Here is a 12,791-nt window from a genome sequence, read left to right on the forward strand (position 1 = left end):
GGAGCGCCGCGCGAAGGAGCCGCCGGAGGAGGGCGCGCGGCGGGCCGTCGACCCGGGGCCCCAGCGAGGGGAAATCTCGCAGCCGAGGAGCCGGCGGCGCGCGTGTGATGCGGGGGCGTGATCAGCGGGCGAGCGCCCGGAGCCGCCTCGCCGCGATCGCCGCGATCGCAGGGTGCAGCACGAAATGCTGGCGCCCCGCGTCGGCGGCCTGCGGGGAAGGCGTCAGGGTCCCGTCGCGCAGGCCGCGCACCGCGCGGCACATGAGCTCGAGCCCGACGCGCTCGACGCGCCTCATCACGGCCGGGTGATCGTCTCCGGGCTCGAGCGCGAACCGCTCGACCAGCAGGACGGGCCCGGTGTCGACGCCCGTGTCGATGAGGTGCACGGTGACCCCGAGCTCGGGCGGGCCGTCCTCGAGGAAGGGCCACAGCGCGACGTCCATGCCACGGTACCTGGGCAAGACGCCCGCATGGGCGTTGAGGACGCCGATCCTGGGGATCGCCAGAAGCGGGGCGCGAAGCAGGCCGCCGCCCGCGAACACGATCAGGTCGGGCGCGGCGGCCCGGAGCGCGGCGAGCGACCGGTCGTCGTTGTGGTTCTGGACCACGTGGAACCGCGCGCCGATCGCCGCGGCGACGTCTCGCAGGGACGCCCCGGGGAGCCCCTCCTCGGCGGCGATGTCCCGCACCGATCGCTCCCCCTCGCGAGGGGACGAGAGGCTGCCGACCAGGACCTTGCCGGTGACCTTGGCGAGCACGCGGCCGGGCGTGGTGAGGCGAAGCTCGTCGCGGAGCCGGTCGAGCTGGTAAGGCGCTCGCAGCAGGACGTCGGTCAGCTCGATGCCGTCGGTGCGACCGAGCCGCCACGCGAGCAGCCGCGCGTACATGCTCGTATGCACGGGCGCTAGGAGCGCGATGCGCATTGCGCCTCCAGCTCCGCAAGGGCGGATTCGACGTCGCGGAGCGCCGCGGCCCAGTCCGCGGCGACCTCGGGTCCGACCCGCCACGACATCCCCGGCGCGAACCGATCCGCGAGCTTGAGGGCGGCGTTGAGCAGGCGCCAGTCGCGGCGCGCTGGCGCCTGCCGCGCGAGCAGCGAGCAGACCGCGGCGCGCTCACGCGCGACGCCGGCGCGATCCTGCGGCGGCTCGATCTCCGCCAAGGCGTCGCCGCGACGGAGCTCGACATGACGAAGCAGCCGCTCGAGCTCCTCGGCACCCCGAGCGTCGCCCGCGGCGAGCGCCGCCTCGATGTCGGCGCACGCGCCGGCGCGCCACCGGCGCTGCTCCAGCGCCGGGCGGAGGGCGCCCTCGGCGCGCGCCGGCGCGGCGCGGGTCACCCCGGACGCCGCCCGTCGCAGCGCGGCCTCGAGGCGGCTCCGGCGCTCGCGCCCCCGGGCCGGATCATCGAGCCACACCGCGGCGGCGCGGACGCCCGCCAGCACGCGATCGCGCAGGGTCACGGCAAGCCCCCCTCGATCGCGATACGCACGCTGCTCCCGTCCAGCCCGACGAGCGCCTCTCCGCTCAACCAGAGATCGTCCTGGCGCAGATGTCCAGACGGCAGCGTGAGGACACCGTTCTTGAACAACCAGTAAGGACTCCATCGATCCTTGCGGAAACAGGCGAGCTCCCGCCAGGTGATCCCGTCGCGGCTCGCGAGGACGGCCGCCGTGTCGCGGTGGACCCCGGCGCCGCGCTCGACGACCGTGAGCGCGATGAGCACCGGACCTGGGAGCTGGGCCCCGTGCCACGCCGAGGCGGGGATCGCACAGCCCACCTCGAGGGCGAGCGTGCGTCGATCGGCGCGGCATGCATGGTTCTGCGTCACCTCGGAGTCGGTCAACCAGCACACGTGGTCCGCGGTGAAGAACAGCTGCACGGCGCGCCAGCGCTGCGTGCCGTCCCCGAACCTCTCGATCGTGCGGAACCAGTCGCGCGTTCGCCACAGGTAGCACTCGCCGTCGAGATCACCGGTGGTCACCCACGCCGCGCCGACGTCGAACGGGTCGGCGAAGATGCCATGAACATGCCGCACCGACCCCGCGGAGAACTCGTGGGCTACATCGACGCGGTCGCCGTCGGGGGCGACCCGGTGAACGCGCACCGGGCCACGGCGCTCGTTCCTCGTGTACTCGCCGAGGTACGCGGCGCCGAGAGGGTCCTCCGCGATCCCGCGGTGCAGGACGCAATCGCCAGCGATCGTGCCCAGCGGCGCCGGATCGCGCCCCTCCTCGAGCCGGTAGATCGTCCCCGCGCGGACCCCGATGACGACGCCGCGCGACGTGCGGTACACATTGCACTTGTCGGCGCGCGCCGCCCGGACGAGCAGGCGCTGAAACGCCATCGCGTCACGCGGCATCGCCGCGGGAAACCGGCAAAACGGCTCGAACGCGCCGACGCCGCGGGCGCGGCGCAGCACGACGCGCCCCTGGCTCGCCCAGACCGTGCCGTCGGCGTCGAGGTGGTGCACGGACGAGACCGCCGGAGCCCGCTCCCGTACAGAGACCCCCAGCGCGAGGTGATCGCTGGAAGGAGTCGGGGTGATGGCGCGAGCCGGCAACATCGTCAGCGCGGCGCACGCTAGCACCCGCTCGCGCGATCCGGCAAGCCGGAGCCCGGCGCCATGGCGCACGCGCGCCGCGCTCGACGCGAGGTGCGGCTCAGGTGCCTTGACGCCGCCGCGCCGAGGCGCCCGGCTCAACCGAAGAACGAGGCGATGGCGGCCGCCACGCGGGTGACCTCCTCGCCCGTGAGCTCGGGAAAGATGGGGAGCGCGAGCGAGTCGCGCGCCGCCGCCTCCGCGACCGGAAGGGAGCCCTCCGGCGGGCCAAGGCGCGCGAAGCAGGGCTGGAGGTGGAGCGGCGCGGGATAATAGATCTCGGTGCCGATGCCCCGCTCCGCGAGCGAGCTCCGCAGCGGATCGCGCAGAGAGGCATCCTTCAGGCGAATCACATACTGATTGAACGTGCGCCCCGCGGCGCCGGCGTCCGGCAGCGCGAGGGGCAGATCGCGCCCGCCGAGCAGCGCGGCATACCGCGCGGCGTGCTCGCGCCGCCGCTCGAGGAGCGCGCCGAGCCGCGGGAGCTTGCGCCGGAGGAGCGCCGCCTGGAGCGCGTCGAGCCGGAAGTTGCCGCCGACGCGGGTGTGATGGTGCTTCTTCCGAGCGCCCTGCGCCCTGAGCGTCCGGACGCGCTCCGCGAGCTCGTCGTGATCGGTGGTCACGAGCCCGCCATCGCCGAAGCCGCCGAGGTTCTTGGTCGGGAAGAACGAGAAGCACCCCATGAGCCCGAGCGCCCCGGCGCGGCGGCCACCGCGCTCGGCGCCGAACGCCTGGGCCGCGTCCTCGATGACCGGCAGGCCGCGGCCGCCCGCGATCGCGAGGAGCTCGTCCATGGGCGCGCAGCCGCCGAAGAGGTGGACGGCGAGGATCGCCCGGGTGCGCTCCGTCAGGGCGCGCGCCGTGGAGGCGGGGTCGAGGTTCAACGAGCCAGGGAGCACGTCCGCGAAGACCGGCGTGGCGCCGGTGCGATGGATGGCGCCCGCGGTCGCGAAGAACGTGTAGGCGGGGCACACGACCTCGTCGCCCGCGCCGACGCCGAGCGCCATCAGCGCGACGAGCAGCGCGTCGGTGCCGGAAGAGACGCCGATCGCGTGCCGGACGCCGAGGTACGCGGCGCACTCCGACTCGAAGGCCTCGACCTCCGGACCGAGGACGTAGTGGCCGCTCCGGAGGACCGACTGGAACACGGCGGAGAGCTCGTCCTGCATGGCGAGATCGCCGCGGGCTCGATCGAAGAAGGGAACAGGCGCGGTCATCCGTCGGTGTCCTCCGGGGAGAGGGGATCGCGGTAATGGCGCGTGGCCGCGGCGCGGGGCCGGGCGAGCGGCGCGTCCTCGTCGAGGTCGAGACAGCGGACGACGTCGCCGCGGCGCTCGTAGCGATAGCCGCTCTCGGGGCAGCGCAGGAGGCCGTCGCGCGAGGCGACGAGCTTGTGACCGTGGCGGCTCATCCAGCCGGTTCGCCGGGCCGGCACGCCGGTGACGAGCGCATAGTCGGGCACGTCGCGCGTGACGACCGCGCCGGCGCCGACGAACGCATGGCGCCCTATCGTGACGCCGCAGACGATGGTGGCATTGGCGCCCACGGTGGCGCCGCGACGGATGCGCGTCGTGTCGAGGAACGCGCGTCGGTCGATCGGGGCACGCGGGTTGACGACGTTGGTGAGCACCGCGGACGGGCCGAGGAACACGTCGTCCTCGACCAGCGTGCCGTCATAAAGAGACACGTTGTTCTGGATCCGGACGCCATCGCCGACGACGGCGGTGCCCGCGACGAAGACGTTCTGGCCTAGGACGCAGGCGCGGCCGATCCGCGCCCCCGCCGAGACATGGCAGAAGTGCCACACCTTCGTCCCCTCGCCGATGTCGCAGGGCTCGTCGATGCACGCGGACGGGTGCGCGAAGTAGGGCTTTGCGGGCTCGCTCATGGCGCCCCGTCCGCCGGGTGCGCGGGGCCCCTGGAGCCACCCTCCGGCAAGGCCCCGAGCGCGCCGCCTGCCGGAGGCACCGGCCAGATCCCCCAGGCGCCGCGCGTCGCGAGCGGCGGGCCGGCGAAATCGATGACGGGCGGCCTGACGCGCCCGATGAGGTAGGCGGCGCCCAGGCCGGCGGCGCGGCGCGCGAGCGCGGCGGGGTCCTCGAAGCTCGAGCGGACAGGCGGATCACGGGGATCGATCGAGCGATCGGGGTGCACCCCCTCGGGACGCCCCAGGGCGGCGAGCGCCGCGAGGTGGCCATAGTCGACGACCTCGAGGAGGAGGGGCGCGGAAGGAGGCGTGAGCTCCGCGGCGGCGCGGCCGATGGCGACCTCGTCCCTCCGCGGATTGAAGTGCTCGCGGCGCAGGTGCGGGCGGAAGAAGGCGCCGAGGGCCAGCACCACCAGCAGCGCGCCGCCGAGGGCGCGCCGCGCGCCTGCCGAGGCGCCCCGGAAGGCGCGCGCCGAGAGATCTCCGACGGCGAGCGCGAGCAAGAGCAACGCGAGGAGGGTCGCTCGCTCGGGGTGGTGGGTGGGCGCGCCGTCGCGCACGAGGGCGAGCGAGAGCGCCGCGATCTGGAAGGCGGCGACGGCGCCAGGGAGCGCGTACGGACGGGCCGCGCGAAGGAGCGGCGGGAGCGGTCGGGCCGCCCCCGGCGCAGCGCCGCGGCGGGCACGCCATGCGACGAGGGCGATGGCGATGGGCCACACGAAGAGCTCCGGCTCCTCGCGGACCATCGCGGCAGGGTACGCGAAGAGCCGCAGCAGCGAGCCGTCGCCGCCCGGGCCGATCGCGTTGCGGTAGGAGGCGACGCGGGCCAGGAACTGCAGCGCGTCGCCGTGAGCGACGTGGTTCCACGCGATCCACGCGGCGGGCCCGGCGAGCGCGACGAGCGCGGCGAGCGCGAGCTTCGCCTGCGCGCCGCGGCCCTGGCCGAGGCGGGCGGCAGCGAGCAGCGCCATCGCCGCGAAGGCGACGGCGACGGACCAGGGTTCGTAGCGGGAGAGCGTCGCGAGCACGAGCGCGAACGCGCCGAGGAGGGCGCGCCCAGCCGGGGGCGCAGGCCCGGCCGGCGGCGTGACGAGCGACGCCACAGCGAACAGCGAGAGGGCGGCGGTCGGCAGCTCGGGGACCGTCGCCACGCCGAGGCAAGCGCTCCAGGGGAAGGCGCCGGCGAGCAGCGCGCCGGCGAGCGCGGCGCGCCGGTCACCCGTGATCCAGCGGGCGGCGAGGTGGACGAGCGCGGCCGAAGCGAGGCCGAGGGCGAAGGCGATGGCGCGCGCGACCTCGAGGGTCGGCGCGAAGACACGGAAGAGCGCGCCGATGAGCCAGAAAGGGACAGGCAGCCAGCTCGTCCCCGTCGGGTCGAGCCGGGGCGCGTGGGCCCACGCCTGCGCGAGGACCACGCGCGCGAAGTCGTCATCGCTCACCGCCCGGAAGCCGAGCGCGAGGACCAGGGCGGAGACGACCGCCTTGGCGAGGGCGACGAGGGCAAGGTCGCGCGCGAAAGGGAAGGAGACGGCCGACGCCGCCTCCACGGACGACCTCGCGTCGAGCGCCCTGCCCGCTTCCCTCCCCGGCGCGGGGGCGGGCCCTAGCACGCGAGCCTACTTTTCCTGGGATTTCTCGAACTCGCGCAGCTCGCGGTCGCCTGCCGACGAGAGGTAGGCGAGCGACACGCTCGTCGCCATGAAGACGACGGCGCAGACGGCCGTGAGGCGGGTCATGAAGTTGCCCGCGCCGCGGCCGCCGAACACCTGCGCCGTCGCGCCGCCCATGGCCGAGCCCATCCCGCCCCCGCGACCCTGCTGGAGGAGCACGACGAGGATCAGGAACAGACAGACGAACACGTGCACGATGTTGAGGAACGTGTGAAGCATCGGCGTCTTTCAGCTGGGTGAGTCTGGACCGCGCGAGGGGCCCAAGGGGCAAGTGGGCGAGAGGACAGGCCGGCGCTCCCGTGGCGAGACGGGAGCGGCCTGCGATCTACCCCTGTTCCGCGCGCTCCGCCAGTCGGTGAGCGGCGTCGACGATCTTGGCGAAGCCAGCGGCATCGAGCGAAGCCCCGCCGACCAGCGCGCCGTCGATATCGTCCTGGGCGAGCAGGGCCTCCGCATTGTCGGCCTTGACGCTGCCGCCGTAGAGGATGCGCGTGACGCCCGCGAGGTCCTCCGAGGCCTTCGCGAGCAGGCCGCGGATGAACGCGTGCACCTCCTGGGCGTCCTCGGCGCGCGCTACCTTGCCCGTCCCGATCGCCCAGACCGGCTCGTAGGCGATGACGCCGAAGCCGGGCTGCTTCGCGAGCTCGTCGAGGACGGCGCGGACCTGCCGCTCGACCACGGCGAGCGTCTCACCCGCCTCGCGCTGCTCGAGCGTCTCGCCGACGCAGACGATGGGGCGCAGCTCGGCGGCCATCGCCGAGGCGACCTTCCGGGCGACCGACTCGTCGGTCTCGCCGAACAGCTGCCGCCGCTCGCTGTGCCCGAGGATCACCCACGTCGCGCCCGCGTCCTTGAGCATGCCCGAGGAGACCTCGCCGGTGAACGCCCCGGAGACCTCGGCGCTCATGTTCTGCGCGGCGATGCCGACCTCGCTCTTCGCCTCCGCGAGTTCGTGGGCCACGGCGGCGATCGCCGTGAACGGCGGAGCGACCACCACATCGGCCCGGGTGAGCTCGCGCGTCGCCTTGGCGACGGCCGCCGAGAGAGGACATGCGTCCTGGCCCCCGGCGTTCATCTTCCAGTTGCCGGCGATGAGCGGACGACGCGAGGCCGCCCGCGGGGCGGCGCCCGCCTCCGCGGACGTGCCCCCATCGTTCACGGGCTTCACTCGCTCACCTCGACCGACCGGAGCGCCTCGACGCCCGGGAGACGCTTGCCCTCGATGAGCTCGAGCGAAGCGCCGCCGCCGGTCGAGATGTGATCGAAGCCCTTGGCGATCTGCTCGCCGGCCTGCTTGACCGCCGCCGCGCTGTCGCCGCCGCCGACCACCGTGAAGCCGGAGGCGCCGCTCATGATGCGCGCGACGTCGAACGTGCCCTTGGAGAAGGCCGGCGTCTCGAAGAGGCCCATCGGGCCGTTCCAGAACACCGTCTTCGCCCGCTCGATCGCCTGGCCGAACTGCTCGATCGAGCGGGGGCCGATGTCGAGCGCCATCGTGCCCTCGGGGATCGTGTCGACGGACGCGGGCTCGCCCTGCGTCGCGTCGATGCTCGAGGCGACGACGGCATCGACGGGCAGCAGGAGCTGGATGCCCCGATCGCGCGCCTTGCTCATGATCGTGCGCGCCAGCGGGAGCTTGTCCTCCTCGATCCGGCTCTTCTGCAGGTTCTTGCCCTGCGCGGCGAGGAAGGTGTTCGCCATCGCGCCGCCGATGCACAGGGTGTCGACCACGTTGAGGAGCGCCTCGACGACGTCGATCTTGTCGGAGACCTTGGCGCCGCCGAGGACGGCGACGTAAGGCTTCTCCGGGCGATCGACGAGCCGGGTCAGCGCCTTGAGCTCCTTCTGGAGGAGGAGGCCGGCGGCGCGCTCGCGCATGAGGCGCGGCAGCGCGTGCACCGACGCGTGGGCGCGGTGCACGGCGCCGAAGGCGTCGTCGACGTAGACGTCGCAGAGCTCGGCGAGCTGGCGCGCGAACCCCTCGTCGTCCTTCTCCTCCTCCTCGTGGAAGCGGAGGTTCTCGAGGAGGCAGATCTGGCCCGCCCGGAGGTCGTAGATGACCTTCTTGGGCGAGTCGCCGACGCAGTCGTCCGGCAGGTGGACCTCGTAGCCCGTGAGCTCACTGAGCCGCCCCCCGCACGGCTCCAGCGAGAGCCCCTCGGTCTTGCCCGGCTTCGGGCGGCCGAGGTGCGACGCGAGGATCACCTTCGCGCCCGCCTCCATGACGAGCTTGATCGTCGGGATCGCCTCGCGGATGCGCGAGTCGTCCGTGATCTTGCCCGTCTTCTTGTCGAGCGGGACGTTGAAGTCGACGCGGATGAAGACGCGCTTGCCGCTGAGGCCAGCGGCGCCCCCGGCGGCGGCGAGGTCTTCGACGGAGCGGATTCCGGTGAGCTTCACGGCGCTAGACGCCCTTCCTCGCCACGAGCTGCGCGAGGTCGATCATGCGGTTCGAGAAGCCCCACTCGTTGTCGTACCACGAGAAGATCTTCGCGAAGCGATCGCCGAGGACCGACGTCATGGTCGAGTCGAAGGTGCTGGACGCGGGCGAGCCGATGAAGTCGCCCGAGACGAGCTCCCGATCGGTGTAGTTGAGGACGTCCTTCATCGGCCCCTGCTCGGCGGCCTGCTTCATCGCGGCGTGGATGCTCTCCTTCGTGATCGGCTTCTCGGTCTCGAGGGTGAGGTCCACGAGCGAGACGTCGACCGTGGGGACGCGGATCGCGAGCCCGTCGAACTTGCCCTTGAGCGCCGGGATGACCTCGGACAGCGCCTTCGCGGCGCCGGTGCTCGAGGGGATCATGTTGACCGCGGCGGCGCGCGCGCGGCGCAGGTCGCCCTTGCGGTGCGGGATGTCGAGCAGGTGCTGGTCGTTCGTGTACGAGTGGACCGTCGTCATCAGGCCGCGGACGATGCCGAAGTTGTCGAGCATCACCTTGGCGATGGGGGCGAGGCAGTTCGTCGTGCAGGAGCCGCACGAGATGACCGTGTGCTTCTGCGCGTCGTAGAGCTCGTCGTTCACGCCCATCACGACCGTGAGGTCGTGGCCCTTGGCCGGCGCGCTGATGATCACGCGCTTGGCGCCCGCGTTGATGTGGCCGGCGGCCTTCGCCTTGTCCGTGAAGAGGCCGGTGCACTCGAGGACGATGTCGACGCCGAGGCTCTTCCACGGCAGCTCGGCCGGATCCTTCAGCGCGAGGACCTCGATCTTCTGGTCGCCGATGCTGATGTACTTGTCGCCGGCGCCGACCTTCGCCGCCTTGAACTCGCGGTGGATCGAGTCGTACTGGAAGAGGTGGGCGAGGGTCTTCGGATCCGTCAGGTCGTTGATGGCGACCAGCTCGATATCCTTCACGCCGCGCTCGTAGAGCGCGCGGACAATGCAGCGTCCGATGCGCCCAAAACCGTTAATTGCGATCTTCGTCGCCATCACGAACTCCTGGGAAAGTGGCCGGCGCGAGTCGTAGTCACCTCGCGCGCGACGGTCAAGCAAAGCCTCAGCCGCGGGGCGCCGGCGACGTGGAGCGCCGGCGGCGGCGGGGCCGCGGCCGGCTGGCCGGAGCGGCGCCTCGCCGGGAGGGCTTTCGGTCGGTATTTGGGGAGGTTTCGGCCTGTGGGAAGGGGAGCGCCGGCGCGCTTGGGCGCTGCCGCGCCGGGATCTGTCACGCCGGCGTCACGCGCGGCGGCGGATCAGACGCCGAGTTCCCGGAGGAGCTTCTCCTTGCTCGCGACGCCGGTGTACGAGCCCGCCTTCTCGCCGCCCCGGAACAGGATGCACGTCGGAACGGCGCGGACGTTGTATTTCTGGGCGAGCTTGGGCGCCGCGTCGATGTCGAGCTTGCCGACCTTCAGCGTGCCCTGGGACTCCTTGGCGATCGTCTCGACGATCGGCGCGAGCTGCTTGCAGGGTCCGCACCAGGTGGCCGTGAAGTCCACGAGCACCGGGATCGGGGAGTTGATGACCTCGGACTCAAAATTCTCGTTGGTGAAGGTGACGATGTGCTCGCCTGCCATGATTGTCTCCGTCGGTGCCGCGCTGTTCATGTTCGGGGCCGCGCCTGTGGTGCGCGGGGCGCGCCCCGTGAGTTGACCGAGCCCGCGCCGGCCTGTCGGCCCGATGCAGAGCGGACCGCCCTGTCGGGAAAGGAAAGTACCCGGCGCGCACGCCTCCGGCAACCCACAAGGCGCTCGCGGCGCGCCCGCGGAACCTTCCGCCTGCGCCGTCGTTTTGGTAGATCGCCCGGCGCCGGAGCGCCCGTGCTGGCCGACGCAGCGGAGGCCTGAGCGCGAGCGGACGCCCGCGGACCTGGCGCGCGACGCTGCGCGGCGCGCACGACCCCGCGTGCGAGCGCCCGCTCGCGCGGCGCCGAGCCAGGATGGCCCCCCGAACCCTCATCATCACGCCGACGTACAACGAGCGAGACAACCTCGCCGAGTTCGTGAGCTCCGTCCTCGCGGCGGCGCCGGAGGCGCACGTGCTCGTCGTCGACGACGCGTCGCCCGACGGGACAGGCGCCCTCGGCGACGAGCTCGCCGCGCGCGACGGGCGCGTCCGCGTGCTCCACCGGGCGGCGAAGCGCGGGCTCGGCACGGCCTACCTGGAGGGCTTCCAGCGCGCCCTGGACGGCGGCTACGACGTCGCGTTCGAGATGGACGCCGACCTCTCGCACGACCCGCGCCACCTGCCGGCGTTCCTCGACGCGATCGCGCGAGGCGCCGACGTCGTGCTCGGCTCCCGCAACATGCCGGGCGGCGGAGTCGAGGGCTGGGGCCTCGGGCGGCACGTGCTCTCGAAGGGCGGCTCGCTCTATGCGCGGACCATCCTGGGCGTCGGCATCCGCGACCTCACGACCGGCTACAAGGCGTTCACGCGGCGCGCGCTCCTCTCGCTCGATCTCGGCAGCGTGCGATCGAACGGCTACGCCTTCCAGATCGAGACGACCTACCGCGCGCTGCGCAAAGGGCTGCGCGTGGTCGAGGTGCCGATCGTGTTCGTCGACCGCCGCGCAGGCCGCTCGAAGATGAGCCGCCGGATCTTCGCCGAGGCGATCGTCGAGGTCTTCCGCCTGAAGCTCGACGCCGCGCGCGGTCGCATCTGATCGCGCGGCCCCGCCGGAGCGCGAGCGCGCGCGGTGCTCAGCGCTCCCCCGCGCGAGGCGGCCGCGAGGCGGCGCGCGTGCGGCCCGGCTCGTCGAGCTCCAGCTCGTCGAGCTCCTCGTCCAGCGCGGCGTCGCCGTCGTGGATGCGCGATCGACCGGGGGCCTCCTGCTCCTCGAAGCGCACGCGCGCCGCCGCGCCCTGGCCGCGCTGGGCCGTGTCCTCTGGCGCCGGGTGCCCGCGGACGACGCGCGTGGCGCGGCGCAGCGCGAGATCGGCGACCCGCCCGGCCCTGCGCACGTTCGGCGCGGCCTTCTCGCGCAGCACGCGGCCGAACACCAGGGACAGCAGCGTCAGCACCGTCGGGACGACCACCCCGAGCGCGAGGCCGACGGCGATGCGCGCGACGGTGAGGCCGAACAGCGCGGCGACGAGCGGCAGGCCCACGAGGCCGCGATCGAGCGACGGGCGCCCCTCGTGCCGGCGCGCGCGCCGCTCCTCCTTGCGCGCGCGCTTCTCTTCCTTGCGCTCGTCCTTGCGCGCGCGCCGCTCTTCCTTGCGCTCGTCCTTGCGCGTGCGCCGCTCCTCCTTGCGCGCCCCGCGCTCCGCGGGCTCGCCAGCGCGCGGCGGATGGGGGGACGCGCCGCCCACTTCGAGCCCCGAAAGGAGCGGAGCGATGCGCGCGGCGCGGCGGTCCGGGTCGGGCTCCAGCATCGCGGAGAGCGCCCGGACGAGGCGCGGATCGGCGCGATCGCCGAGGGCAGCGGGCACGTCGATCGCGAGCCCTCGGTGCGGCAGGTTCTCCGGCTCCTCGCCGGTGAGCAGGCAGAGCGCGGTCGCGCCGACCGCATAGACGTCCGACGCGGGCAGCGCGCGGCCCTGGAACTGCTCCGGCGCCATGTACCCGAACGTGCCGACCACGGTGCTCCCGCCCTCGGGACGCATGCGATCGCGGACCGCGCCGAAGTCGACGATCGCGAAGGAGCCGTCGGGCCGGCGGATCACGTTGTTCGGCTTGATGTCGCGGTGGATGACCGGCGGCGCGCGGCCGTGCAGGTAGTCGAGCACGCCCGAGGCGTCCCGCAGGAAGCGGAGGATGTCGTCCCGCCCGAGCACCGCGCGGCGGCGGCGCATCGCGCCCAGGCTCTCGCCCTCGATCTTCTCCATCACCAGGAAGAGCGCTCCGTCCTCCTCGAAATGATCGAGGTAGCCTGGCAGGCTCGGGTGCGAGAGCGACGCGAGCACCCGGGCCTCGCGCTCGGCGAGCTCGACGCTCTTCCAGCTCGAGGCGCCGCGGATCTGGAACCGCTTGATCGCGACGAGCTTGCCGAGCCGCTTGTCGACCGCCTCGAGCGTGTGTCCCTGAGCCCCTTCGCCGAGGGCGCGCGTGATCGCGTAGCGGCCGTCGCGCAACGCCTGGCTCGGCTCGGCACCCATCGAGGGAGCGAGAGTACACCGCCCGGGCAACGACACCAGGTCGAAGCCGCGCCTGGGCGC

Annotated in this window: 13 protein-coding genes; 1 reads left to right on the forward strand and 12 read right to left on the reverse strand. The window is 73.2% G+C overall.

Translation table 11 applies throughout. The features are described from left to right. Window positions 1-121 precede the first annotated feature (121 nt). The 11 genes from WMF22_RS39620 to trxA all read right to left on the reverse strand — a co-directional run bounded on the left by WMF22_RS39620 (window position 122) and on the right by trxA (window position 10,211). Window positions 122-922, reverse strand: a complete 801-nt coding sequence (locus WMF22_RS39620) for a formyl transferase (RefSeq protein ID WP_437295131.1) — start codon at window positions 920-922, stop codon at window positions 122-124. Continuing rightward, on the reverse strand, window positions 904-1,461 hold the full coding sequence (locus WMF22_RS39625; RefSeq protein WP_437295132.1) for a hypothetical protein: 558 nt from the start codon (window positions 1,459-1,461) through the stop codon (window positions 904-906). Before WMF22_RS39625 ends, WMF22_RS39620 begins: the two co-directional genes overlap by 19 nt. Next, window positions 1,458-2,564, reverse strand: a complete 1,107-nt coding sequence (locus WMF22_RS39630; protein ID WP_438033093.1) for a hypothetical protein — start codon at window positions 2,562-2,564, stop codon at window positions 1,458-1,460. The genes WMF22_RS39625 and WMF22_RS39630 overlap by 4 nt, the downstream gene beginning before the upstream one ends. Before the next feature lie 134 nt (window positions 2,565-2,698). After that, window positions 2,699-3,817 (reverse strand): DegT/DnrJ/EryC1/StrS family aminotransferase, encoded by a 1,119-nt coding sequence (locus WMF22_RS39635; RefSeq protein ID WP_438033094.1) that lies wholly within the window; start codon window positions 3,815-3,817, stop codon window positions 2,699-2,701. Further along, a complete protein-coding gene (locus tag WMF22_RS39640) occupies window positions 3,814-4,488 on the reverse strand; it encodes an acyltransferase (protein WP_438033095.1) in 675 nt (224 codons plus the stop codon). Before WMF22_RS39640 ends, WMF22_RS39635 begins: the two co-directional genes overlap by 4 nt. Then, window positions 4,485-6,137, reverse strand: a complete 1,653-nt coding sequence (locus WMF22_RS39645) for a hypothetical protein (RefSeq protein WP_438033096.1) — start codon at window positions 6,135-6,137, stop codon at window positions 4,485-4,487. Before WMF22_RS39645 ends, WMF22_RS39640 begins: the two co-directional genes overlap by 4 nt. A 6-nt stretch (window positions 6,138-6,143) precedes the next feature. Then, window positions 6,144-6,416, reverse strand: a complete 273-nt coding sequence (gene secG, locus WMF22_RS39650; RefSeq protein ID WP_437295137.1) for a preprotein translocase subunit SecG — start codon at window positions 6,414-6,416, stop codon at window positions 6,144-6,146. Window positions 6,417-6,522: 106 nt separating this feature from the next. Further along, window positions 6,523-7,356, reverse strand: a complete 834-nt coding sequence (tpiA, locus tag WMF22_RS39655; RefSeq protein WP_437301663.1) for a triose-phosphate isomerase — start codon at window positions 7,354-7,356, stop codon at window positions 6,523-6,525. Between the two features lie 5 nt (window positions 7,357-7,361). Beyond that, window positions 7,362-8,597, reverse strand: coding sequence for a phosphoglycerate kinase (locus WMF22_RS39660; RefSeq protein ID WP_438033097.1), 1,236 nt, complete (start codon window positions 8,595-8,597; stop codon window positions 7,362-7,364). Window positions 8,598-8,601: 4 nt separating this feature from the next. Further along, a complete protein-coding gene (gene gap / locus WMF22_RS39665; protein WP_437295139.1) occupies window positions 8,602-9,627 on the reverse strand; it encodes a type I glyceraldehyde-3-phosphate dehydrogenase in 1,026 nt (341 codons plus the stop codon). Between the two features lie 260 nt (window positions 9,628-9,887). Further along, window positions 9,888-10,211, reverse strand: coding sequence for a thioredoxin (gene trxA, locus WMF22_RS39670; protein ID WP_012239959.1), 324 nt, complete (start codon window positions 10,209-10,211; stop codon window positions 9,888-9,890). Between the two features lie 362 nt (window positions 10,212-10,573). On the opposite strand from trxA, the gene WMF22_RS39675 reads away from it, so the two are divergent. After that, window positions 10,574-11,296: a polyprenol monophosphomannose synthase gene (locus WMF22_RS39675; RefSeq protein WP_437295140.1), complete on the forward strand. Its 723-nt coding sequence runs from the start codon at window positions 10,574-10,576 to the stop codon at window positions 11,294-11,296. 37 nt (window positions 11,297-11,333) lie between these two features. Here WMF22_RS39675 and WMF22_RS39680 read toward each other — a convergent pair whose 3' ends face one another. After that, window positions 11,334-12,731 carry a serine/threonine protein kinase gene (locus WMF22_RS39680; RefSeq protein WP_438033098.1) on the reverse strand — a complete coding sequence of 466 codons (1,398 nt, stop codon included), beginning with the start codon at window positions 12,729-12,731 and terminating at the stop codon, window positions 11,334-11,336. Between the last annotated feature and the right edge of the window lie 60 nt (window positions 12,732-12,791).

Source organism: Sorangium sp. So ce204 (assembly GCF_051526795.1).
Classification (GTDB): Bacteria; Myxococcota_A; Polyangia; order Polyangiales; family Polyangiaceae; genus Sorangium; species Sorangium cellulosum_B.

Coding starts and splice junctions, on each gene's coding strand:
- WMF22_RS39620 (WP_437295131.1), bottom strand. CDS start 922: ATGCGCATCGCGCTCCTAGCGCCCGTGCATACGAGCATGTACGCGCGG.
- WMF22_RS39630 (WP_438033093.1), bottom strand. CDS start 2,564: ATGTTGCCGGCTCGCGCCATCACCCCGACTCCTTCCAGCGATCACCTC.
- WMF22_RS39635 (WP_438033094.1), bottom strand. CDS start 3,817: ATGACCGCGCCTGTTCCCTTCTTCGATCGAGCCCGCGGCGATCTCGCC.
- WMF22_RS39640 (WP_438033095.1), bottom strand. CDS start 4,488: ATGAGCGAGCCCGCAAAGCCCTACTTCGCGCACCCGTCCGCGTGCATC.
- secG (WP_437295137.1), bottom strand. CDS start 6,416: ATGCTTCACACGTTCCTCAACATCGTGCACGTGTTCGTCTGTCTGTTC.
- gap (WP_437295139.1), bottom strand. CDS start 9,627: ATGGCGACGAAGATCGCAATTAACGGTTTTGGGCGCATCGGACGCTGC.
- trxA (WP_012239959.1), bottom strand. CDS start 10,211: ATGGCAGGCGAGCACATCGTCACCTTCACCAACGAGAATTTTGAGTCC.
- WMF22_RS39675 (WP_437295140.1), top strand. CDS start 10,574: ATGGCCCCCCGAACCCTCATCATCACGCCGACGTACAACGAGCGAGAC.
- WMF22_RS39680 (WP_438033098.1), bottom strand. CDS start 12,731: ATGGGTGCCGAGCCGAGCCAGGCGTTGCGCGACGGCCGCTACGCGATC.